Source organism: Pseudomonas sp. XP1 (assembly GCF_053557675.1).
Map to the genome: position 1 here is coordinate 41,406 of NZ_JBNRIJ010000004.1, position 22,018 is coordinate 63,423.

Below are 22,018 nucleotides of genomic sequence, written 5' to 3' on the forward strand. Positions count from 1 at the left end.
GTACCTGTGGGAGCGGGTTTACCCGCGAAGAGGCCGGCACAGGTATCCATGTCTAGCGGCCCAGATACACCTCGACCACCCGCTCATCCGCCTGCACCTGCTCCAGCGACCCTTCCGCCAGCACGCTGCCCTGGTGCAGCACGGTCACATGGTCGGCAATGCTGCCAACGAACCCCATGTCATGCTCCACCACCATCAGCGAATGCTTGCCAGCCAGCCCCTTGAACAGTTCGGCCGTGAACTCGGTCTCGGCATCGGTCATGCCCGCGACCGGCTCGTCCAGCAACAGCAGTTGCGGCTCCTGCACCAGCAGCATGCCGATCTCCAGGAACTGCTTCTGCCCATGCGACAGCAACCCTGCCTGGCGCTGGGCCAGTGGCAGCAGGCGCAAAATGCCCAGCATTTCCTCGATGCGCTGGCGCTGCTCACCGCCCAAGCGCGCTGCCAGGCTGGCCCATACCGACTTGTCGGCCTTCAGCGCCAGTTCCAGGTTTTCGAACACCGTCAGCGCCTCGAACACCGTGGGCTTCTGGAACTTGCGGCCTATGCCGGCCTGGGCGATCTGGTATTCGCTCATGCGGGTCAGGTCGAGGGTGTCACCGAAATAGGCCGTACCGCTGTCGGGCCGGGTCTTGCCGGTGATCACATCCATCATCGTGGTCTTGCCGGCCCCGTTGGGGCCGATGATGCAACGCAGCTCGCCCACGCCGATGTACAGGTTCAGCGCGTTCAGCGCCTTGAAGCCATCGAAGCTGACGCTGATGTCTTCCAGGCTCAGCACTGTGCCATGGCGGGTGTCCAGGCCGGCCTTGCGGCTGTGGCCCAGGCCGATGGCGTCGCGGCCGGCGCCTAGGTTGTCGAACACCGGTTCGAGCATGAATTCGGGGTGTACCGGGGGTACGCCTCTCATGGCTGGCTCCTTTTCTTCAACAGGCCGACCACGCCCTTGGGCAGGTACAGGGTGACGAGGATGAACAATGCGCCGAGGAAGAACAGCCAGAACTCCGGGAAGGCCACGGTGAACCAGCTTTTCATGCCATTGACCAGGCCGGCGCCGAGCAACGGGCCGAGCAAGGTGCCGCGCCCGCCCAGGGCCACCCACACGGCGGCTTCGATGGAGTTGGTCGGCGACATCTCGCTGGGGTTGATGATGCCCACCTGCGGTACGTACAGCGCACCGGCCAGGCCGCACAGTACGGCGCTCAGCACCCACACCAGCAGCTTGAAACCGCGTGGGTCATAGCCACAGAACATCAGGCGGTTCTCGGCGTCGCGCACGGCGGTGAGCAGGCGGCCGAACTTGCTGCGGGTCAGGCACCTGCACAGGTACAGGCTGGCCAGCAGCAGGCCGACGGTGAGCAGGAACAGCACCGCGCGGGTGCCTTGGGCAGCAATGTCGAAGCCAAGGATGGTGCGGAAGCTGGTAAAGCCGTTGTTGCCGCCAAAGCCGGTTTCGTTGCGGAAGAACAGCAACATGCCGGCGAAGGTCAGCGCCTGGGTCATGATCGAGAAGTACACGCCCTTGATCCGCGAGCGGAAGGCGAACCAGCCGAACACCAGCGCCAGCAGCCCGGGCGCCAGCACCACCAGGCACAGGGCCCAGGCAAAATGCTGGGTGCCAGCCCAGTACCACGGCAGTTCGCTCCACGACAGAAAGGTCATGAACCCTGGCAGGCCGTCACCGGCGGCCTGGCGCATCAGGTACATGCCCATGGCGTAGCCACCAAGGGCGAAGAACAGCCCGTGGCCCAGCGACAGCAGCCCGGCGTAGCCCCAGACCAGGTCCAGGGCCAGGGCGACGATGGCGTAGCAGAGGATCTTGCCGATCAGGGTCAGGGTGTAGGCCGACACTTGCAGGGCATGGTCCGCCGGCAGCAGCGACAGCAGCGGCAGGGCCACCAGCAGCAGGACGACGACGGCGCCGATAGCCAGGGTCAGGCGTGGCCCGGCCTTTTGCGTAGCGGTGACAAGCAGTGGCTGGTTCATCAGTCGATTACCCGTCCCTTGAGGGCGAACAGGCCTTGCGGGCGCTTCTGGATGAACAGAATGATCAACGCAAGGATGAGGATCTTGCCGAGCACGGCGCCGATCTGCGGCTCCAGCAGCTTGTTGGCGATGCCAAGGCCGAAGGCTGCCCACAGGCTGCCGGCCAACTGGCCGACGCCGCCGAGCACCACCACCAGGAACGAGTCGATGATGTAGCTCTGGCCCAGGTCCGGGCCGACGTTGCCGACCTGGCTCAGGGCCACGCCACCAAGCCCGGCGATGCCCGAACCGAGGCCGAAGGCGAGCATGTCGACGCGCCCGGTGGACACGCCGCAGCAGGCGGCCATGTTGCGGTTCTGGGTGACCGCGCGCACGTTCAGGCCCAGCCGTGTGCGGTTGAGCAGCAGCCAGGTGAGCAGTACCACGGCCAGGGCGAAGCCGATGATCACCAGGCGGTTGTATGGCAGCACCAGGTTGGGCAGCAACTGGATGCCCCCCGACAGCCAGGTCGGGTTGCTGACTTCGACGTTCTGCGCGCCGAACAGCAGGCGGATGGCCTGGATCAGGATCAGGCTGATGCCCCAGGTCGCCAGCAGGGTTTCCAGTGGGCGACCGTACAGGTGGCGGATTACCGTGCGCTCCAATGCCATACCGACCCCGGCACTGATGGCGAACGCCACTGGCAGGGCGATCAGCGGGTAGAACTCGATGGCGCCGGGGGCGTAGCGCTGCAGCAGTACCTGGACCATGTAGGTGCTGTAGGCGCCGAGCATCAGCATTTCGCCGTGGGCCATGTTGATCACCCCGAGCAGGCCGAAGGTGATGGCCAGGCCAAGTGCTGCCAGCAGCAGGATCGAGCCCAGCGACAGGCCGCTGAAGGCCTGGCCGAGCAGTTCGCCCGCCAGCAGCTTGCGCTGCACCTGGGCCAGGCTGGTTTCGGCGGCGGTGCGCACGCCCGGGTCGGTTTCCGCGTTGGGTTGCAGCAAGGCTTCGAGGCGGGTGCGGGCCAGCGGGTCACCGGTTTCGCCGAGCAGGCGAACGGCGGCCAGGCGTACTGCCGGTTCGCTGGCGCCCAGTTGCAGGTTGGCCAGGGCCAGGCCGAGGGCGGCGTGCACGGCGGGGTCCACTTCGAGGGCAAAGCGCCGGTCGAGGAAGGCCATTTGCGCAGGTTGCGCGCTCTTTTGCAGTTGCTGGGCGGCGGCCAGGCGGATGGCGCTGTTGTGGCTGAGCAACTGGTGGCTGGCCAGGGCGTTGTCGATCAGGCCGCGCAGGCGGTTGTTCAGGCGCACCTTGCGCGTGTCTTCAGCGGCGATGCGGCCTTGGCGCAGGTTCTCCAGCAGCGGCAGGCGTGCGGTATCGGGTTGCGCCGCCCAGCTTTCGAGCAGTTGGGCCTGCTCGGCGGGCTTGGCGGTGAGGAAGAATTCGCCCTCGCTGGCCTGGGTTGCCAAGGGCATCAGCAGGAGCAGGGTGAGCAGCAGTCTGAGCATGCGGGTAATCCTGGAAATCGGCGTTGGATTCATCGCCGGCAAGCCAGCTCCCGCAGGTCATCCACAGGCCTTGAGGAGGGTGCTTTTTCTTGTGGGAGCTGGCTTGCCGGCGATTGGGCTGCAAAGCAGCCCCAGTGCACTCAGTTACCTTTCACGGCGTAATCAGGGCGCTTGTCGTTGCCGGGAATGAACGGGCTCCATGGCTGCGCCCGCAGCGGTTGCTCGGTTTCCCACACCACACTGAACTGCCCGTCATCCTGGATCTCGCCGATCATCACCGGCTTGTGCAGGTGGTGGTTGGTCTTGTCCATGGTCAGGGTGAAGCCGGATGGCGCCTTGAAGCTTTGCCCGGCCAGTGCTTCGCGTACCTTGTCGACATCGGTGGACTTGGCTTTCTCCACTGCCTGCGCCCACATGTGTATGCCCACATAGGTCGCCTCCATCGGGTCGTTGGTCACCGCCTTGTCGGCGCCTGGCAGGCCCTTGGCCTTGGCGTAGGCCTTCCAGTCGGCGACGAATTTCTGGTTGACCGGGTTATCCACCGACTCGAAGTAGTTCCACGCCGCCAGATGGCCCACCAGCGGCTTGGTGTCGATGCCGCGCAGTTCTTCTTCGCCCACCGAGAACGCCACCACCGGCACGTCGGTGGCCTTCAGGCCTTGGTTGGCCAGCTCCTTGTAGAACGGCACGTTGGAGTCGCCGTTGACCGTGGAGATGACCGCGGTCTTGCCACCGGCGGAGAACTTCTTGATGTTGGCGACGATGGTCTGGTAATCGCTGTGGCCGAACGGCGTGTACACCTCTTCGATGTCCTTGTCGGCCACGCCCTTGCTGTGCAGGAAGGCACGCAGGATCTTGTTGGTGGTGCGCGGGTAGACGTAGTCGGTGCCCAGCAGGAAGAAGCGCTTGGCGCTGCCGCCGTCCTCGCTCATCAGGTACTCCACGGCCGGGATGGCTTGCTGGTTGGGCGCGGCGCCGGTGTAGAACACGTTCGGCGACATCTCTTCACCCTCGTACTGCACCGGGTAGAACAGAAGGCCGTTCAGTTCCTCGAACACCGGCAGTACCGACTTGCGCGATACCGAGGTCCAGCAACCGAACACCACTGCCACCTTGTCCTGGGTCAGCAACTGGCGACTCTTTTCTGCGAACAGCGGCCAGTTGGAGGCCGGGTCGACCACCACCGGCTCGAGCAGCTTGCCGTTCACGCCGCCCTTGGCGTTGATCTGCTCGATGGTCATCAGCGCCATGTCCTTGAGCGAAGTCTCGGAAATGGCCATGGTCCCCGACAGCGAATGCAGGATGCCGACCTTGATGGTTTCGGCGGCCTGGATGCTCCAGCTCAGGCCCATTGCGGCAATCGATGCGCTAAGGGTGAAGGCCTTGATCAGACTGCGTCGCTTCATGTGCTCTCTCCGCTGAGTTTTTATGTGTTGGGCAAGCGGGGAGGGGGTTGCAAGGGGTGTGCCTAACGGCGGAAGGTGCGCAATAGAGGGGTTGTGCGAGGTGTTGGGGCGTTGGTTGGATCCAGGTTGGTGCCTGATGGATTTGTGTGCACAGGATTGGTGCCGCTGTGCGGCCCATCGCCGGCAAGCCAGCTCCTACACCGAGCGCATCGGCCTCGAGCCATGCGCTGTCCCTGTGGGAGCTGCCCTGCCGGCGATGAGGCCAGTACAGGCAACACAAGACAGTTGATAGCGCATGACTTGAAGTCGATGCGGTCGAGGTGGGAGCCTGGCTTGCCGGCGAAAGGGCTGCAGAGCAGCCCCCAGGGTCATCAGCCGTTACGCACTGCCGTGCGTGGATGGCGCTTGCTGCGCACCCCCTGATAGGTCACCGCCAGCAGCACGAACCAGATCGGCGTCACCAGCAATGCCGCACGGGTATCGTCCTCCAGGCTCAGCAAAACCAGAATGAAGGCAAAGAACACCAGGCACACGTAGCACATGAAGCGCCCGCCCGGCATCTTGTACTTCGAGGCCTGATGCAGTGCCGCGCGGTGCTTGCGGTACTTCAGGTACGACAGCAGGATCAATGTCCAGACGAACATGAACAGCACCGCCGAAACGGTGGTGACCAGGGTGAACGCCTCGACCACGTTCGGCACCAGGTAGATCAGCACTGCGCCCAGCAGCAGGCAGGTGCAGGAGAAGTACAGGCCGTTGGCTGGTACCGAGCGGCTCGACAGTTTCTCGAAGGCCTTGGGTGCGTCACCCTCCTGGCTCAGGCCGTAGAGCATGCGGCTGGTGGAGAACACGCCGCTGTTGGCCGACGAAGCCGCCGAAGTCAGCACCACGAAGTTGATGATGCTCGCCGCTGCCGGCAGGCCGGCCAGCACGAACAGTTCCACGAACGGGCTCTTGCCTGGCACCACGTCGCGCCATGGCGTCACGGCCATGATCGCGATCAGCGCCAGCACGTAGAACACGATGATCCGGACCGGGATCGAGTTGATCGCCCGTGGCAGGGTGCGCTCCGGGTTCTTCGCTTCGGCGGCGGTTGTGCCCACCAGCTCGATGCCGACGAAGGCGAACACGGCGATCTGGAAACCGGCGAAGAAGCCCATCAGGCCATTGGGGAACATGCCGCCGTCATTCCACAGGTTTGCCAGTTGCGCGGTGCGCCCGCTGGGCGAGGTGAAGCCGGTGATGACCATGTACAGACCGGTGACGACCAGGCCGATGATGGCGACGATCTTGATCAGGGCAAACCAGAACTCCATTTCACCGAACATCTTCACCGTCACCAGGTTCAGCGACAGCAGCAGCCCTACGCAGGTCAGCGCCGGTATCCACTGCGGCAGTTCAGGGAACCAGAACTGCGTATAGGCCGCGATCGCGACCACGTCGGCGATACCAGTGACTACCCAGCAGAACCAGTAGGTCCAGCCGGTGAAGTAGCCTGCCCAGGGACCGAGCAGGTCGGCGGAGAAATCGATGAACGACTTGTAGTTGAGGTTCGACAGCAGCAGTTCGCCCATGGCGCGCATGACGAAGAACAGCATGAAGCCGATGATCATGTAGACGAAGATGATCGACGGCCCGGCCAGGCTGATGGTCTTGCCCGAGCCCATGAACAGGCCGGTACCGATCGCGCCGCCGATGGCGATCAGCTGGATGTGGCGGTTGGTCAGGTTGCGCTGCAGATGCTGTTCATCTGGCGCTGTGGGTGAGGTTTGCGTCATAGGCTCATTCCCTTGGACGGTCGGTCGTCTTGTCAGAGGTAGCCGGCTAGGCTAACACGCGCGTTCCAGTTCGGGGCGCGACAGATCGACTCGACTTTTGGGTAGCAGTGTTGTGCCTGTGCCGGCCTCTTCGCGGGGGAACCCGCTCCCACAGGGACGCGCTGCCCTCAGGCTTGACGCAGAAACTGTGGGAGCGGGTTTACCCGCGAAAGGGCCGGCACAGACGAAGCATGGCTCAAGCGCTGGCCAGCACCCGGCCGCGCCTGACCACCAGGCTATCCACCAGCCACATCACCACCATCGACACCCCCACCAGCGGGAACATCAACCCCAGCACCAGCATCACCCCCACCGCTACCTTCCAGCGCGGCAGGTCATGGCGCAGCGGCGGCACACCCAGCCCGCCGGCCGGCCTGCGCTTCCACCACATCACCAGCCCGCTCACCGAACCCAGCAAGATCATCAGGCACACCAGCAGGATGATGATCTGGTTGAGCGCACCGAACATCTTGCCTTCATGCAGCATCACACCCAGCTCGGTGGCACGGGCGACCGGGCTGTAGTCCTGCCAGCGCACATCGGCCAACACCTTGCCGGTGTACTGGTCGACATGCAGGGTGGCGTCGTTGCGCGGGTCGTCGGCGAATACGGCGATGGTGAACACGCCATCGGCCGTGGTCGGCGCGGTAATGCTGTAACCCGGTTCGACCTGGCGCGCAGTAGCGATGTCTTCGACCTGCTGCAGGCTTATCTGTGGCGCTGCCGGCGCGCTTGACATCATGTGATGCCCCGCATGTTCGGCGTGTGCACCAGACTGCGGCATCGGCGTGTTTTCCATCGCCCATGGCACGGTCTGGCGGTGTGCGCTGTTGAGTTCACCCGCCTGCTGGTCCGACTTGGGCACGTCGTTCCACATGGCCGCCGGAAAGCGGTTCCACAAGTCGGCGTACTGCTTGCCCCACAGGCCGGTCCAGGTCATGCCGCTGACCAGCATCAGCAGCAACAAGGCCGAGCCCCAGAAACCGGTCACCGCATGCAGGTCGCGCCAGAACAGTCGGCCGCGTGCCGATAGCCGTGGCCACAGCACGCCAGCGCCATTGCGCCCGCGTGGCCACCACAAGTACAGGCCCGATACCACCAGCACGATGCCCCAGCCAGCGGCCAGCTCCACCAGGCGGTCACCAACCGTGCCGACCATCAGTTCGCCATGCAGAGCGCGGGCGATGGCCTGGAGGTTCTGCTTGCCATCCTGTTCGCCGAGGACTTTGCCGCTGTAGGGGTCGACGAATACGTTCAGTTCGCGCCCGGCATCATGCACCACGAATTGCGCGCTGCGTTCGGCGTCCAGCGGCGGCAGGTACTGGCCAACGTGGCCCTTGGGGTAGGCCTTGCGCACCTCGGTCAGCATCGTGTCCGCGCCCTGTCGGTGGTGGCCGGCTTCGACCACCATCAGCTCGCGATACAGCAGCGGGTCGAGCTGCGGCTTGAACAGGTAGATGATCCCGGTGATTGCCAGCAGAATCATGAACGGGGCCACGAACAGCCCCGCATAGAAGTGCCAACGCCAGGCCAGGTTGTAGAAATTGATGCGTGTTCCTCTCATGGGAACCTCCTGTTTGACCAGCAGATGGGCGCGACCTGCGCCGCGCCCGTTGTTGTTGTCAGAAGCTGAAGTCGACCTTGGTCCAGAAGGTCCTGCCTGGCTCGTTGACCGGCTGTGGATCGGTAGCCGGGTAGCCGAACCCGGCGTTCCCGGCCAGGTTCAAGTGCTCGGCGTAGGTCTTGTCGAACAGGTTGTCGACCCCTGCGCTGAGCTTGAGGTGGTTGCTTACCTTGTAGGCGCCATTGAGCGAGAACACGCCGAAGCCGGCGCTCTTGTCGTAGTCCTTGCCGACCACGTTGCCCTGGTTCTCGGCGATGCGGTTCTGCGCCGCCACCAACCGCCACAGTGCACCGACGCTCCATGCATCGCGGCTGTAAGTCAGGCCCAGGCGGCTTTCCAGAGGCGGCATTTGCGGTAGTGCTGTGCCGTCACTGCTGTTCTTGCCCCAGGCGTAGGCCAGCGTGGCGTCCGCCTTCCAGTTTTCCGTCAGCTGGTAGGCCGCGCCCAGTTCGCCGCCCATGATGCGGGCGTCGATGTTGCGAGCCTGGGAGCTCATCCCCTGGTAGTCGAACAGGATGTAGTCGCGGATCTGCCCGATGTAGCCAGACACCCACGCTTCAATGCGCTCGTCGCGGTACTGGATACCGAAGTCGAGCTGGGTGGTCTTCTCTGGCTTGATACCGTCGAAAGCATTGGCCGCACCGGGTGGGGCCAGCTTGGGCGAGAACAGCTCCCAGTAGTCGGGGAAACGCTGGGCATGACCAAGGCCGATGTACGTGGTGGCCGGGATGGCTGCCAGGTCGTGCTCGTAGCGGACGAAGCCGCTGGGCAGGGTGTCGGCGCGGGTGTCGCCGTTGGTGGCGCTGGTCGCACGGAAGTCGCGGGCCGAGGCGCGGTCCAGGCGGGCACCGGTAATCATGCGGTCCTCACCACTGACGTACCAGGTCAGCTCGCCGAAGGCACCGTAGTTGTGGAAGTCGGCGTCCTTGGTCCAGGCCTGGCCCTTGTGCGCGTCCACACCCATGCCGCCGCGCTTGCGATGTTCGTTGGTCTGCGCGTCGATGCCGCCGATCAGTTGCACATCGGCCCAGCGCCAGGTGGCCTTGATGCGTGCGCCCATGGTGCGGCGGTCGACGTTGCTGACCATCGGCATGCCCATCATGCCGCTGCCCGAAGGCGTGCGCAGGCTGTAGTTGTCCATCACGTGGTCGGCGTAGTTGTAGTAGACCTGCGCCTCGACCTTGTCGAGCACCTCGCCGAGGTTGGATTTTTCGAAACGCAGACCCAGGCTTTCGCGCTTGAACTGCGAGCCGTCCATGCCACGCCCGGCATAGCGAGCCTCACCGTCGCCCTTGCCGGCGGTGAGTTCCAGCAAGGTGTCCTGGTCGGGAGTCCAGCCGAGGGCGACATCGCCGTTCCACTTGTCCCAGCGTGACGGCACGGTGTTGTCATCGCCATCATGGTAGTCGTCCGAGCGCGACTTGTTGCCGACGAAGCGGGCGTAGGCCTGGTCATTGCCGGCGGCAGTGTCCAGCACCTTGTCGAAGCGGCCGTTGGAGCCGGCCAGCAGGCTGGCATTGACCCGGCTGCCGAGTGTGCCGAATTTCTCGGGCTCACGCTCGAACAGGATGGTACCTGCCGAGCCGCCCGGGCCCCAGATCACGCTTTGCGGGCCTTTGATCACGGTCAGGCGGTCGTAGGTTTCCGGCGAGATGTACGACGTGGGGGCGTCCATGCGGTTGGGGCAGGCGCCCAGCATCAGGCCGCCATTGGTGAGGATGTTCAGGCGCGAGCCGAACATGCCGCGCAGTACCGGGTCGCCGTTGGTGCCGCCGGCGCGGATGGCCGAGAAACCGGGGATGGTCTTCAGGTAGTCGGCGCCATCGCTGGCCGGCACCGGCTGGCGCGGGTCTTTCGGGTTGGTGACCACGGTCAGCGGCGAGCTCGGGGCCACGGCGGTGATCACCGTCGGGCTCAGCTCGGAGGCGTCGTGTGCATGGCCTTCATGGCCTGGGTCGGCGGCCAGGGCCACGGGCGCGAGCAGTGAGCCGCACACGGCGGCGATGGTCCCACGCAGGGACAAGGCAAAAACAGGGGTGCAGCCGGACATAATGATTCCAGTCGATCAGTCATGAGTCAGCGCGAAGCCTCCTGGCTCCGTGCGCAAAAAAATGTGGGTTCAGACGTTGATCGAGGAAGGTGGGGCGCGGCTGCGCGCGCCGGGGAATACAGCCTGCCGGGCATGCCCCTGGCGCGTGGGTGCGAACAGGTGGGTGGTGGATACGACGTTGCCTGCACTGAGCGGGCTGAGGGCCTGGGGCAGGGCCGGGCAGTTGAACAGCAGGCTGCAGTAACCGCACTTTTCCCACATCACATGCAACTGGCCATCGCCAGCCTGGCCGTGATGGGGGTTGCCGCCATGCTGATGGGCAGTTGCCATCGGCATGTCCATCGGCATGCTCATGCCGGCGTGGTGGTCCATCGGCATCGACTGGGAAATCAGCGGGCCGATGAAGATCATCCACATGGCGAACAGGCTCAGCCATCCGCCACCGGCGCGCCTGCGGTCAGGGCGGGTGGAACGGCTGATGCTGTTGCGCGGCAGGCTCATGGCGAGTGCCTTTCAGCGGGTGATCAATGCGTGTGTTCGTGGGCTTGCGGCTGGTCCGTCGGCGCCTGCTTCTGCACTGCCACATCGACGGTGATATCGCCGGCCTTTTCGAAGTGCAGGGTCAACGGGAAGCGCTTGCCGTCGCTGAGCAGGCTGCGGTCCTTGGGCTGCATCAGCATCACATGGTAGGCGCTGGGGGCGAAGGTCAGGTCCTTGCCTGCGGGTACCACCACGCTGGGCACCTGCTGCATCTTCATGGCACCGCTGGCGCTCATGGCATGCTCATGCAGTTGTGCGTCATCGCTGATGGGGCTGTCGACACCGAGCAGGCGGTCGTCGGCCTGGCCATTGTTGTGCACCACGAAATACGCCGCGACGTTGGGGGCGTTGGGTGGCAGCTGCAGTGACCAGGGGTGGGCGATGTGCAGGTCACCCACGCTGTATTCGTGGGCATTGGCATAGGCGCCGGGCAGCAGCAGGGCGGCCATGACGAGGGCGTGCTTGAGCATGGTGAATCTCCGTTTCTGTTCAGGTTCAGGCAGACAGCGTGATGAACTCAGGCCAGCGGAGAGGCACGGGGGTTGAGCGCCGGCCAGAGTTGGCGCGGCGTGGCGTGGTAGTCGGCAGGTGGCGGCAGCGGCCCGGCCAGCAGTGTCGGCGGGTTGTGCAGCTGCGGCGGATAGCCGGGCAGGGCCAGCAGTGGCGCCGCACCGAAGCAGCACCAGCAATTCATAATGCTGGCGCTTTCGTCGCTTTGCGGGCCGAGGTCGATCTTGGCCAGGGCCTGGACGTCGACCTTGGCCTTGTTGGCCATGCTGGAACAGAAGGCCCCCCACAGCAGCTGCTCGGCCGGGCCCTTGGGCGCGGCGGAAGACAGCGGCATGGCCAGCAGGTTGAACAGCACTGCAAGGCAGGCTATCCAGGCGATGTGCCGACGTGGGGGCATGGAGAGATCCGGTCAGGAATCGTGGTGGGTATTGTAAGGCGGAGTATAGGTAAAAATGGCGGGGTGCGGTGAAGTGACGCAGGCCGGGCCCTTCGAGGGGCTGCTCTGCAGCCCAATCGCCGGCAAGCCAGCTCCCACAGGGAACGCACAGATTTCAAAGCCTGTGGTAAACCTGTGGGGGCTGGCTTGTCGGCGCTGAAGGCAAAGGTACCCTCAAGCCTTGTTGCGGCCCATCAGCCCACGCACGGTCTCCTGCAGGTCCGCCGGCAGCACCACCACCTTGGCATTGCTGCTGCCCGCCAGGTTTTCCATCGCCCCCACATAGCGCTCGCCCAGCAGGTACATCGCCGGTACGGTCTCGTTGCCGACCGCGTCCTTGACCAGCGAAATCGCCCGCGCCGAGGCCTCGGCCAGGCTGATCTGCGCTTCGGCATCCAGCCTGGCTGCCTGCAAGCGTGCTTCTGCTTCCAGGATCGCAGCCTGCTTGGCCCCTTCGGCACGGGTCACGTCGGCCTTGCGCTCACGCTCTGCTGCCGCCTGGCGCTCCATGGCCAATTGCATGTTCTCCGAGGGCTTGATGTCCTGGATTTCCACCGAGCGTACGGTCACGCCCCAGTCTTCGGTCTGCTCGGACATCGCCTCGCGCAGACGCGCCTTGATCTGCTCGCGGCTGGACAGCGCTTCGTCCAGGTCCATGGCGCCGACGATGGCGCGCAGCGAGGTCATGGTCAGGCTGGTGACGGCGAACGAGAAGTCCTGCACGCCATAGGAGGCCTTCTGCGGGTCGACCACCTTGGCAAAGCACAGGGCGTTGGCGACGATCACCGCGTTATCCCGGGTGATGATTTCCTGCTGCTGCACATCGAGGATGATGTCCTTGGTCGGCAGGCGGTACGCGACCACGTCCATGTACGGGATGACGATGTTCAGGCCGGGCTTGAGCGTGCTTTGGTAGCGGCCCAGGCGCTCGACGACCCATTCCTCGCCCTGGGGCACGATGCGCACCCCCTTGAACACGGTTATCAGGACGAACAGGGCGATGGCGACGACGACGATGAGGCTGGTCATGATGCGAAATTCCTTTTAGTGCGGATTCAGGCTCGGGTGACCCGGGCGGTGTTGCCTTCGATGGCGGTCAGGCGTACCCGCTCGCCGGCCGCGATCTCGCTGTTGGCGACGCAGGTCCACTCCTCGTTGCCGAGGATGGGCTTCTGGAAGCGCACACGGCCTTTCTGGAACTCCGACACGCCAGCAGTCAGCAGCCCTACTTCACCGATCACGCTTTCGGCGGTCCAGCGTACGTCTGGTTGCTTGCGCCGGAACAGCTTGAACCACAGTGCCGTGGTGACTGACGACATCAGCACCCACAGCAGCACCTGCATGTCCAGTTGCAGGCTGGGGGCGGCCAGCGAAATGAGCGACACCAGCACGGCGCCGATGCCGAACCAGAGGATGAAGAACGTCGGCAGGACCAGTTCGAGCAGGATCAGCGCGATGCCGAAGACCAGCCAGATCCACCATTGCATTTCCATATGGGTAGTGCCTTCCGGGGGAGAGTGCCGAGTTTACGGCAGCAGTGCGGCACAAGGCCACTTCATGGTTTGAAGGAAAAGTCCGAAATGGCTGTAGGAGCAACTGCCTTGTGCAAATACATGAAAGTTGCCGCGTCCCCTGTAGGAGCGGGTTCACTCGCGAACACCGGCGAAGCCGGTGCCATGCACCGCGTTGATTTTTTCGCGGGTAAACCCGCTCCCACAGGGATCTGCGGTGCGTTTACGGAATCTGTTATCCGCGCAGGTCGAGTGCCGCAGCCAGGTCGGCTGGCGAGTCGAATGCCCGGTCCACATCCGGCAACGCCGGTCGCTTCAGGATCAGCACGGGTATCCCCAGCTCCCGCGCCACTTCCAGCTTCGGTTCGGTCGCCACGCTGCCGCTGTTCTTGCTGATCAGCACATCGATCTTGCGGCGCTGGAACAACGCCCGCTCATCCTCGATATGGAACGGCCCGCGCGCGCCAATCACTTCGCAGCGATCATTGCCAGGGCATGCCTCCAGCGCACGCAAGGTCCAGAACTGCTCCGACGGTATCTCGCCCAGATGTTGCAGCGGCTCACGCCCCAGCGTGAACAATGGCCTGCGAAACGGCTTGAGTGCCTCGATCAACCCTGCCCAGTCCTCGACCTCGCGCCAGTCGTCCCCGGCTTGTGATTGCCAGGCCGGGCGGCGCAAGGCCCAGCACGGGATACCGGCCAGGCGTGAGGCGTTGGCGGCATTGCGGCTGATCTGCGCGGCGTAGGGATGGGTGGCATCGATCAGCAACGTGATGCCTGCCCCGTGCAGGTAGTTGGCCAACCCTTCGGCACCGCCAAATCCGCCGACCCGAACCTGGCATTGCAGGTCCTGCGGCACCCGGCCAATGCCCGCCAGGCTGTAGACGTGCTGTGGGCCCAGGCGGCGAGCTATGGCCAGGGCTTCAGTGACACCGCCCAGCAGCAGGATGCGCGCGTTCATTGCACGCCTGCCCGGCCGACGATGCCACCCTGGCGATCGATGGCGAACACCTCCACCTGCACCTGCGCCGGCACCACGCTGCGGGCAAACGCCAGGGCGTGGCCGCACACCGCGTCACCCAAGGGGATGCCGGCTGCATGGGCCAGTGCCAGGGCCTGCTGGCTGGTGTTGGCAGTAATGATCGATGCCTGCAGCGCCTCGTCGGCGCCGATGTCCGCTGCCCAGCCGGCCAGTTGCGGCAGGTCGATGCTGGAGTGGCGGCTGTGCAGGTCCATGTGCCCGGCAGCCAATTTGCTGATCTTGCCGAAACCGCCGCACAGGGTCAGGCGTGGTACTGGCACCTTGCGCAGGTGCTTGAGCACGGCACCGACGAAGTCGCCCATTTCGATCAGGGCTATTTCCGGCAGGCCATAGACGCGGCGCATGGTGTCTTCGCTGGCGTTGCCGGTGCATGCGGCGATATGCGTGTAGCCGTTGGTATGGGCGACGTCGATGCCCTGGTGGATCGAGGCGATGTAGGCCGCGCAGGAAAACGGCCGCACGATGCCGCTGGTGCCGAGGATCGACAACCCTCCGAGGATGCCCAGACGCGGGTTCATGGTTTTCAGGGCCAGTTGCTCGCCGCCCTGCACATTGACCGTGACCTCGAAGCCGCCGGCGTAGCTGCATTCGTCCGCCAGGCGTTGCAGGTGTTCACTGATCATGCGCCGTGGCACCGGGTTGATGGCCGGCTCACCCACCGCCAGCACCAGCCCCGGGCGGGTCACGGTGCCGACGCCGGTGCCGGCGACAAAACGGATGCCCGGTTCGGCCAGCAGGCGCACCTGGCTATAGAGCAGTGCGCCATGGGTCACGTCCGGGTCGTCGCCGGCGTCCTTGAGCGTGCCCGCTTCGGCACCTTGGCTGGTGAGGCGGCAGAACTCCAGGCGCATCTGCACCACCTTGCCCTTGGGCAGGGTAATGCTGACTGCGTCGCTGCTCTCGCCGCCCAGCAGCAAGCGTGCTGCCGCCAGGCTGGTGGCAGTGGCGCAGCTACCGGTGGTCAGGCCGCTGCGCAGGGGAGCGGGCTGTTCGCGGGTCTCTTCACGCATCGGCGGGTTTCACCACGTCCAGCAATGTGATCGGCAGCGCCTGGCGCCAAGTGTCGAACGCGCCCAATGGCTGGGCATGGGCGACATGGATGCGGGTCAGCTCGCCGCCATGGCGTTCTCGGAAATGCGCCAGGGCCAGTTCGCTTTGCAGGGTCACCGCATTGGCTACCAGACGGCCACCGGGGCGCAGGTTTGCCCAGCACAGGTCGAGGACACCTTCGCGGGTGACGCCGCCACCGATGAAGACAGCATCCGGCCGCTCCAGGCCCTCCAGCGCCGCCGGTGCCTGGCCGCAGACCAATTGCAGGCCGGGTACACCCAGCGCATCGCGGTTGTATTCGATGAAGCCCTGGCGGCCTGCGTCGGCCTCGATGGCCAGGGCGCGGCAGGCCGGGTGGGCGCGCATCCATTCGATGCCGATCGAACCGCAGCCGGCGCCCACGTCCCACAGCAGCTCGCCGGGCTGTGGTGCCAGGCGGGCGAGGGTGATGGCGCGGACATCGCGCTTGGTCAGTTGGCCGTCATGCCGGAAGGCGCTGTCCGGCAGCCCGGCCAGCCGGTGCAGGCGCGGCGCCTCGGGCGATGCCAGGCACTCGATGGCTACCAGGTTGAGCGCGGCGACGTCGCTGTGCGGCCAGTCCTGGGCAGTGCCGGCCAACTCCCGTTCGTCCACGCCACCCAAGTGTTCGAAGACTCGCAGGCGGCTTGGCCCGAAGCCCCGCTCGCGCAACTGCGTGGCAATTACGGCCGGGCTGTCGCCGTCGTTGCTCAGCACCAGCAGGCGCACGCCGCTGTGCAGGTGGGCATTGAGCGCTGCCAGGGGCCGAGCAACCAGCGATACCACCTGTACGTCCTGCAGTGGCCAGCCCAGGCGGGCGGCGGCCAGGGCGCAGGAGGAGGGCATCGACAGCACGCGCATTTCAGCGGCGGGCAGTTGGCGCGCCAGGCTGGCGCCGACGCCGTAGAACATCGGGTCGCCGCTGGCCAGCACGCACACCGGCTCGCCGCGCAGGGCCAGAACTGGGGCCAGCGAGAACGGGCTTGGCCAGCCCAGCCGCTCGCCGGCCACGCAGCGTGGCAGCAAGGCCAGCTGGCGCGGGCTGCCGAAGATCCGCGCAGCGCCCAGCAGCGCGCGCCGGGCCTGCTTGCCCAGGCCGCTGAAGCCGTCTTCGCCGATACCTACAACTGTCAGCCAGGGTGCCATGTATTTCATTCCGCCATTTTTGGGGCCGCTGCGCGCCCCTTCGCGGGCTCGCCCGCTCCTACAGGTACAGCGCAGCCGTTGCTGGCAGCGGTGATTCTGTGGGAGCGGGCATGCCCGCGAAGAAGGCGACGCGGTCCGTAATTTCTACTCGATCGTCGATGATGCTCGACCACCGGCTTTTCATGCCGCCGGACAAAGCAGGCATAATACCGCGCCTTCTACACTCAAGCGCATTTTCACAGATTGCCGGATGCCCCTTTGACCCAGGCCCATGCCTCCCATGTATCGCCCCGTCCCTCGGCCTGCCCGGGGTTGTGGCGTATCGTCAGTGCCCGTGATGGCGGCATCTGCCGCATCAAGCTGCCAGGCGGCCTGCTGCTGGCCGACCAGGCCGACGCAGTGGCGGCGGCTGCCGAGCGTTTCGCCGGTGGCGTGATCGAGGCCACCAACCGCGGCAACCTGCAGATTCGTGGCATCGGCAGCGAGCATCGCGGCCTGGTCGAGACACTGCTTGCTGCCGGCCTGGGCCCACGTGATGCCGCCGGTGACGATGTGCGCAACCTGATGCTCAGCCCGCTGGCCGGGCATGACCCGGCGATGCTGCTGGATGCTCGGCCGTTGGCCGGGCAGATCCTCGATCTGCTGGAAGGCACCCCGCGTTTTCATCAGTTATCGGCCAAGTTCGCCGTGCAGCTCGATGCCGGCGAAAACCTGGCCATGCTCGAACACCCCCATGACTTGTGGCTGTCGGCCCTGCGCCTGGAGCAGCAGACCTGGTTGGCGTTTGGCCTGGCGGGTTGCCCGGCAGATGGCCAGGTGCTCGGCGCGGTGCCGGCGGAACAAGGCCAGGCACTGGTGCGTGCGGTGCTGGAGCGCTTCCTCGACCTGGCCACCCCGGCACAGTCGCGTATGCGCCAGTTGCTCGAGACGTTTTCGACAACCGATTTCATCGACGGACTCGGCCTGGCCATCCGCCGCGATGCCGCCGTGCTGGCATGGCGGCGTGAACCGCGCACTGTCTCGTGGCTGGGCGTTCTGCCCCAGGCGCAGGGCGTCGCCTTGGGCGTTGCCCCGCCGCAGGGGCGCCTGACACCGTCCATGCTGCGTGGCGCAGCGCGCATGGCCCGTGAACATGGCGATGGCAGCCTGCGCCTGAGCCCCTGGCAAAGCCTGGTGCTGACCAGCCTGCAAGCGCAACACATCGACTACGCCCAGGCCAGGCTGTCCGCCCTGGGCCTGCTATGCCATGACCATGAGCCACTGGCCCGTATAAGCGCCTGCACCGGCGCCAGTGGCTGTGCCAAGGCCCTGGGCGAGACCAAGGCCGACGCCGTCACCCTGGCGGCACTGCTCGGCCCTGGCGTGCCCGGCAGCGTGCACTTGTCCGGTTGCCCCCGATCCTGCGCCGTGGCCCATGTTGCCCCGGCCACCCTGCTGGCCCGCGCGCCGGGCCGTTACGACCTGTACCTGCGTGATGCGCGCCTGCCGGGCTTCGGCGCCCTGCGCGCCACCAACCTTACCTTGAATGAAGCAGGCGCCATGCTCGACCTGCCGACGGAGCACCTTGATGATTGACTACATCCGCGATGGTCAGGAGATCTATCGCAACTCCTTCCGGATCATCCGCGAGGAAGCCCGACTCGAGCGGATCCCCGCAGACCTCGAAAAGCTCGCCGTGCGCGTGATCCACGCCTGTGGCATGGTCGATGCCATCGATGGCCTGCAGTTCTCCGAAGGTGCCGGCCGGGCCGGGCGCGAGGCGTTGCTGAACGGCGCGCCGATCCTCTGCGATGCGCACATGGTCGCCGAGGGCATCACCCGCGCCCGTCTGCCCGCCGACAACAAGGTCATCTGCACCCTGCGCGACCCGAGCGTACCGGGCATGGCGAAAGACGCCGGCAACACCCGTTCCGCCGTGGCCCTGGAGCTGTGGCGACCGCACCTGGAAGGCAGTGTGGTGGTAATTGGCAACGCGCCTACCGCACTGTTCTACCTGCTGGAAATGCTCGACGCCGGTGCCCCGAAACCGGCACTGATCCTCGGCTTCCCGGTCGGCTTCGTCGGTGCTGCCGAGTCCAAGGCGATGCTCGCCGCCGACAGCCGTGGCGTGCCGTTCGTGATCATGCAGGGCCGCCTGGGCGGCAGCGCGATGGCCGCCGCGGCGGTCAATGCCCTGGCCACGGAGGTGGAGTGATGGTGCCACGTGGACGTCTGCTGGGCCTGGGCGTAGGCCCTGGCGACCCTGAACTGATTACCCTCAAGGCCCTGCGCCTGCTGCGTGAAGCGCCCGTGGTCGGCTACTTCGTGGCCAAGGGCAAGCGCGGCAATGCCTTCGGCATCATCGAGGCGCACCTGCAGCCGGAGCAGACCTTGCTGCCGCTGGTCTACCCGGTAACCACTGAAGCGCTGCCAGCGCCGTTGTCCTATGAACAGGTGATCAGCGACTTCTACGACGAGGCCAGCGTGCAGGTAGCCGAGCACCTGGATGCCGGCCGCGACGTGGCGGTGATCTGTGAGGGCGACCCGTTCTTCTATGGTTCCTACATGTACTTGCATGACCGCCTGGCGCAGCGCTACGAGGCCGAAGTGATCCCCGGCGTCTGCTCGATGCTCGGTGGCGCCTCGGTACTGGGCGCGCCGCTGGTGTACCGCAACCAGAGCCTGTCGGTGCTGTCTGGCGTGTTGCCGGCCGATGAGCTCAAGCGTCGCCTGGCCGACGCCGACGCGGCGGTGATCATGAAACTTGGCCGCAACTTCCCCAAGGTGCGCGAAGTGCTGGCCGAACTGGGCATGGACGGGCGCGCGCTGTATGTGGAGCGGGCCACCATGGCCAACCAGAAGATCGTGCCGCTGGACCAGGTCGACCCACAGTCGTCGCCGTACTTCTCGCTGATCATCGTGCCGGGTGAAAAATGGCAGGGCTGAACATGCACCAGGCACCGGCGATCGTCATTCTTGGCCAGGGCAGCCTGGCCACGGCGCAGCGTATCCAGCAGTGTTATCCGCAAGCATCGATCCATGGGCTGGAAGGCCGGGTCGAGGGTGCCGACCTTTGCTACACCGCGTTCGGCGATACCCTGCGGGGGCTGTACCAGCAGAACACACCGATCATCGCCCTGTGCGCGGCGGGTATCGTCATCCGCAGCCTGGCCAGCCTGCTCAGCGAGAAAGGTGTCGAACCACCGGTACTGGCCGTGGCCGAAGACGGCAGTGCCGTAGTGCCGTTGCTCGGAGGCCTTGGCGGTGTGAACGTGATGGCACGGGAAATCGCTGAAGCATTGGGTGTTGCTGCGGCGATCACCACCAGCGGCGAGCTGCGTTTCGGTACCTGTCTGCTGAACCCGCCGCAAGGCTATGCATTGGCGGATATCGAGCAAGGCAAGCGCTTTGTCTCCGACCTGTTGGCTGGCGAGGCGGTGCGCATCGAAGGTGACGCGCCGTGGCTGCAGCAGGCGCAGTTGCCTGCCAGCGAGGCGGCCCGGCGTACCATCCATGTGGGATACCAGGCCCGCCCGGCCAGCCGCGATGAGCTGCTGATCCACCCGCGCTCGGTGGTAGTGGGTGTTGCCGGCGGCAGCCTGGCCAGTATCCGGGCGGCACTGCAGCAAGCCGGCATAGCCGAGCCTGCGGTGGCGTGCCTGCTGGCCGACGAGCGAGCCATGGCCGACAGCGCCCTGCACGAGGCAGCACAGGGCCTGGGAGTTGCCCTGCGCTTTACTGCCCGGACGCATGACCTGGCCGGGATGGTTGCCGCAGCATTGCCCGCTGCGCAACTGATCGAGGTGGCAGACGTGGTCATCGCGGTGGCACCTGCCCCGGTCGAGGTGAAGCAGGTTGGCCGTCGTCGGGGTCGCCTGGCGGTTATCGGCCTGGGGCCGGGCGCTGCCGAGCTGATGGTACCGGCGGTCAAGGCCGAACTGGCACGGGCCGAGGATGTGCTCGGTTACGAAACCTATGTGCGCATGGCCGGCCCGTTCCGTGACGATCAGGTGCTGCATTGCACCGACAACCGTGAAGAGATGCAGCGTGCCCGGCATGCCTTCGAACTGGCGGCCCAAGGCCGTTCGGTGGTGGTGGTATCGTCGGGCGATCCGGGTGTGTTCGCCATGGCGGCAGCGGTACTTGAAGCGCTGCACGAGTCCACTGACCCGGCCTGGCACCGGGTGGATCTCGAGATTTTGCCGGGGGTGTCGGCCTCGCTGGCGACAGCCGCTCAGGCGGGCGCGCCGCTGGGGCATGACTTCTGCGTGATGTCGCTGTCGGACAACCTCAAGCCTTGGTCGATCATTGAAAAGCGTCTGGACCTGGCGGCCCAGGCTGACTTGGTGCTGGCGTTCTACAACCCGATTTCCAAGGCCAGGCCGCACCAGCTTGGGATGGCGCTGGAGGTTGTGCGTCGGCACCGCAAGGGGAGCACGCCTGTAGTCCTTGGCCGTGACATCGGTAGGCCGGGGCAGACGCTGAAGGTCGTCACATTGGCCGAGCTGCTGCCAGAAATGGTCGACATGCGCACCATGGTGTTGGTTGGCTCTTCTACAACCTGCGTGTTTCCTCGCCTTTCGGGTGGGGAGTGGGCCTACACACCGCGTTGGTACCCCTCGGCTTCCTGAATGCCGCGGAAACTCTTCAGCGCGTTGCGTATCGCCCGTGCTGGCTAAGGTGGCTGCCCCTGACTCATGGGGCAACCATCAAGGAGTTTCCAAATGTCCGAAGCAACACAAGGCACCACCATCAACGATTCTGCCATTCTGGTCGAAGGCAACCTGCTGGCCTGCGGCGCGGGCATGTCTGCGCAAAACCGCCGCGATGTGAAGAATGCCTTCCACTTTGCCACGCTGGTGGCCGACAAGGACTTGGACACCGAAAAGCAGAGCAGGCAGTGGTACGACAAATTCGTCGATGTCATGCGTGATCTCGGCTTCACTGTCCCACGGCGCAGTTTCGAACTGGAAACTTCGGCTGAGCTGTCCGTCACCGTAGGCGCTGTCGCTACCCGGGCGATCGGTGTGATCGGTAATGCGATGTTGGGCGGGACGCAGCTGGGTGAGGTGGCGAGGAGGGCCTTCGACAAGATGACTACCGTCGAAGACAGCGCCAAGGTGCTCGACCACAAGCGCAAGAACAAAGCCCGGGGATTGGTCGGCATGGCAGCCTGCATCGAAACCGAAAACAACGATGTGGTCATGGTAGTGAGCTGCATCCAGGCGTCTGCCCCGACACTGGACGACGACGCGCTGGGCATGCAGTGGAAACTGGAGAAGACACATTACTACGCAGGTACGGCAGTGCTCACGCTCAACAACTTCGTCTACGACAAAGTCCGTGAAACCGTCGAAAACAAGCTCGGTGTGCGCAGCGTCGAGAACGTTCTCCAGTACGACATCTGACGATAGGG

At 65.2% G+C, this 22,018-nt stretch carries 20 protein-coding genes; 5 read left to right on the forward strand and 15 right to left on the reverse strand.

The window, feature by feature from the left end:
- Positions 1-52: 52 nt before the first annotated feature.
- The 15 genes from urtD to cbiE form a co-directional block, all read right to left on the reverse strand.
- Positions 53-910 (reverse strand): urea ABC transporter ATP-binding protein UrtD, encoded by an 858-nt coding sequence (gene urtD / locus ACK1U9_RS05355; protein ID WP_108481512.1) that lies wholly within the window; start codon positions 908-910, stop codon positions 53-55.
- On the reverse strand, positions 907-1,986 hold the full coding sequence (urtC, locus tag ACK1U9_RS05360; protein WP_085599694.1) for an urea ABC transporter permease subunit UrtC: 1,080 nt from the start codon (positions 1,984-1,986) through the stop codon (positions 907-909). Before urtC ends, urtD begins: the two co-directional genes overlap by 4 nt.
- Entirely contained in the window at positions 1,986-3,506 is a 1,521-nt protein-coding gene (gene urtB, locus ACK1U9_RS05365; RefSeq protein ID WP_449109747.1) for an urea ABC transporter permease subunit UrtB, read from the reverse strand. The genes urtC and urtB overlap by 1 nt, the downstream gene beginning before the upstream one ends.
- A gap of 107 nt (positions 3,507-3,613) precedes the next feature.
- Positions 3,614-4,879 (reverse strand): urea ABC transporter substrate-binding protein, encoded by a 1,266-nt coding sequence (urtA, locus tag ACK1U9_RS05370; protein WP_046613270.1) that lies wholly within the window; start codon positions 4,877-4,879, stop codon positions 3,614-3,616.
- Positions 4,880-5,250: 371 nt separating this feature from the next.
- Positions 5,251-6,657: a D-serine/D-alanine/glycine transporter gene (gene cycA / locus ACK1U9_RS05375; protein ID WP_025340798.1), complete on the reverse strand. Its 1,407-nt coding sequence runs from the start codon at positions 6,655-6,657 to the stop codon at positions 5,251-5,253.
- Between the two features lie 235 nt (positions 6,658-6,892).
- Complete coding sequence (locus ACK1U9_RS05380; RefSeq protein ID WP_108481510.1) at positions 6,893-8,260, reverse strand: PepSY-associated TM helix domain-containing protein; 1,368 nt, start codon at positions 8,258-8,260, stop codon at positions 6,893-6,895.
- Positions 8,261-8,318: 58 nt separating this feature from the next.
- Complete coding sequence (locus ACK1U9_RS05385) at positions 8,319-10,370, reverse strand: TonB-dependent copper receptor (protein ID WP_108481509.1); 2,052 nt, start codon at positions 10,368-10,370, stop codon at positions 8,319-8,321.
- Between the two features lie 69 nt (positions 10,371-10,439).
- Complete coding sequence (locus tag ACK1U9_RS05390) at positions 10,440-10,871, reverse strand: DUF2946 domain-containing protein (protein WP_085599687.1); 432 nt, start codon at positions 10,869-10,871, stop codon at positions 10,440-10,442.
- Between the two features lie 23 nt (positions 10,872-10,894).
- Positions 10,895-11,380: a copper chaperone PCu(A)C gene (locus ACK1U9_RS05395; RefSeq protein ID WP_046613261.1), complete on the reverse strand. Its 486-nt coding sequence runs from the start codon at positions 11,378-11,380 to the stop codon at positions 10,895-10,897.
- Positions 11,381-11,427: 47 nt separating this feature from the next.
- A complete protein-coding gene (locus ACK1U9_RS05400; protein WP_196183310.1) occupies positions 11,428-11,817 on the reverse strand; it encodes a DUF2946 domain-containing protein in 390 nt (129 codons plus the stop codon).
- 213 nt (positions 11,818-12,030) lie between these two features.
- Positions 12,031-12,885 (reverse strand): SPFH domain-containing protein, encoded by an 855-nt coding sequence (locus tag ACK1U9_RS05405; RefSeq protein ID WP_013974384.1) that lies wholly within the window; start codon positions 12,883-12,885, stop codon positions 12,031-12,033.
- Positions 12,886-12,911: 26 nt separating this feature from the next.
- A complete protein-coding gene (locus ACK1U9_RS05410; protein ID WP_135002751.1) occupies positions 12,912-13,349 on the reverse strand; it encodes an NfeD family protein in 438 nt (145 codons plus the stop codon).
- A 253-nt stretch (positions 13,350-13,602) separates the two neighbouring features.
- Positions 13,603-14,328 (reverse strand): cobalt-precorrin-6A reductase, encoded by a 726-nt coding sequence (locus ACK1U9_RS05415; RefSeq protein ID WP_322492381.1) that lies wholly within the window; start codon positions 14,326-14,328, stop codon positions 13,603-13,605.
- On the reverse strand, positions 14,325-15,419 hold the full coding sequence (locus ACK1U9_RS05420) for a cobalt-precorrin-5B (C(1))-methyltransferase (RefSeq protein WP_135002752.1): 1,095 nt from the start codon (positions 15,417-15,419) through the stop codon (positions 14,325-14,327). The genes ACK1U9_RS05415 and ACK1U9_RS05420 overlap by 4 nt, the downstream gene beginning before the upstream one ends.
- Entirely contained in the window at positions 15,412-16,623 is a 1,212-nt protein-coding gene (gene cbiE / locus ACK1U9_RS05425) for a precorrin-6y C5,15-methyltransferase (decarboxylating) subunit CbiE (RefSeq protein WP_153671481.1), read from the reverse strand. Before cbiE ends, ACK1U9_RS05420 begins: the two co-directional genes overlap by 8 nt.
- 243 nt (positions 16,624-16,866) lie before the next feature.
- On the opposite strand from cbiE, the gene cobG reads away from it, so the two are divergent.
- From cobG to ACK1U9_RS05450, 5 genes are all read left to right on the forward strand, one after another.
- Positions 16,867-18,198 carry a precorrin-3B synthase gene (gene cobG / locus ACK1U9_RS05430; RefSeq protein WP_173015125.1) on the forward strand — a complete coding sequence of 444 codons (1,332 nt, stop codon included), beginning with the start codon at positions 16,867-16,869 and terminating at the stop codon, positions 18,196-18,198.
- A complete protein-coding gene (locus ACK1U9_RS05435) occupies positions 18,191-18,817 on the forward strand; it encodes a precorrin-8X methylmutase (protein ID WP_046613252.1) in 627 nt (208 codons plus the stop codon). Before cobG ends, ACK1U9_RS05435 begins: the two co-directional genes overlap by 8 nt.
- Entirely contained in the window at positions 18,817-19,548 is a 732-nt protein-coding gene (locus ACK1U9_RS05440; protein ID WP_085599677.1) for a precorrin-2 C(20)-methyltransferase, read from the forward strand. Before ACK1U9_RS05435 ends, ACK1U9_RS05440 begins: the two co-directional genes overlap by 1 nt.
- A complete protein-coding gene (gene cobJ / locus ACK1U9_RS05445; protein ID WP_153671479.1) occupies positions 19,536-21,233 on the forward strand; it encodes a precorrin-3B C(17)-methyltransferase in 1,698 nt (565 codons plus the stop codon). The genes ACK1U9_RS05440 and cobJ overlap by 13 nt, the downstream gene beginning before the upstream one ends.
- A 93-nt stretch (positions 21,234-21,326) precedes the next feature.
- A complete protein-coding gene (locus tag ACK1U9_RS05450) occupies positions 21,327-22,010 on the forward strand; it encodes a hypothetical protein (RefSeq protein WP_135002014.1) in 684 nt (227 codons plus the stop codon).
- Positions 22,011-22,018: the final 8 nt, after the last annotated feature.

Coding starts and splice junctions, on each gene's coding strand:
- cbiE (WP_153671481.1), bottom strand. CDS start 16,623: ATGGCACCCTGGCTGACAGTTGTAGGTATCGGCGAAGACGGCTTCAGC.
- ACK1U9_RS05405 (WP_013974384.1), bottom strand. CDS start 12,885: ATGACCAGCCTCATCGTCGTCGTCGCCATCGCCCTGTTCGTCCTGATA.
- ACK1U9_RS05380 (WP_108481510.1), bottom strand. CDS start 8,260: ATGAGAGGAACACGCATCAATTTCTACAACCTGGCCTGGCGTTGGCAC.
- ACK1U9_RS05420 (WP_135002752.1), bottom strand. CDS start 15,419: ATGCGTGAAGAGACCCGCGAACAGCCCGCTCCCCTGCGCAGCGGCCTG.
- urtD (WP_108481512.1), bottom strand. CDS start 910: ATGAGAGGCGTACCCCCGGTACACCCCGAATTCATGCTCGAACCGGTG.
- urtB (WP_449109747.1), bottom strand. CDS start 3,506: ATGAATCCAACGCCGATTTCCAGGATTACCCGCATGCTCAGACTGCTG.
- ACK1U9_RS05435 (WP_046613252.1), top strand. CDS start 18,191: ATGATTGACTACATCCGCGATGGTCAGGAGATCTATCGCAACTCCTTC.
- ACK1U9_RS05395 (WP_046613261.1), bottom strand. CDS start 11,380: ATGCTCAAGCACGCCCTCGTCATGGCCGCCCTGCTGCTGCCCGGCGCC.
- ACK1U9_RS05400 (WP_196183310.1), bottom strand. CDS start 11,817: ATGCCCCCACGTCGGCACATCGCCTGGATAGCCTGCCTTGCAGTGCTG.
- cycA (WP_025340798.1), bottom strand. CDS start 6,657: ATGACGCAAACCTCACCCACAGCGCCAGATGAACAGCATCTGCAGCGC.
- ACK1U9_RS05410 (WP_135002751.1), bottom strand. CDS start 13,349: ATGGAAATGCAATGGTGGATCTGGCTGGTCTTCGGCATCGCGCTGATC.
- ACK1U9_RS05450 (WP_135002014.1), top strand. CDS start 21,327: ATGTCCGAAGCAACACAAGGCACCACCATCAACGATTCTGCCATTCTG.
- ACK1U9_RS05415 (WP_322492381.1), bottom strand. CDS start 14,328: ATGAACGCGCGCATCCTGCTGCTGGGCGGTGTCACTGAAGCCCTGGCC.
- urtA (WP_046613270.1), bottom strand. CDS start 4,879: ATGAAGCGACGCAGTCTGATCAAGGCCTTCACCCTTAGCGCATCGATT.
- urtC (WP_085599694.1), bottom strand. CDS start 1,986: ATGAACCAGCCACTGCTTGTCACCGCTACGCAAAAGGCCGGGCCACGC.
- cobJ (WP_153671479.1), top strand. CDS start 19,536: ATGGCAGGGCTGAACATGCACCAGGCACCGGCGATCGTCATTCTTGGC.
- ACK1U9_RS05390 (WP_085599687.1), bottom strand. CDS start 10,871: ATGAGCCTGCCGCGCAACAGCATCAGCCGTTCCACCCGCCCTGACCGC.
- ACK1U9_RS05385 (WP_108481509.1), bottom strand. CDS start 10,370: ATGTCCGGCTGCACCCCTGTTTTTGCCTTGTCCCTGCGTGGGACCATC.
- ACK1U9_RS05440 (WP_085599677.1), top strand. CDS start 18,817: ATGGTGCCACGTGGACGTCTGCTGGGCCTGGGCGTAGGCCCTGGCGAC.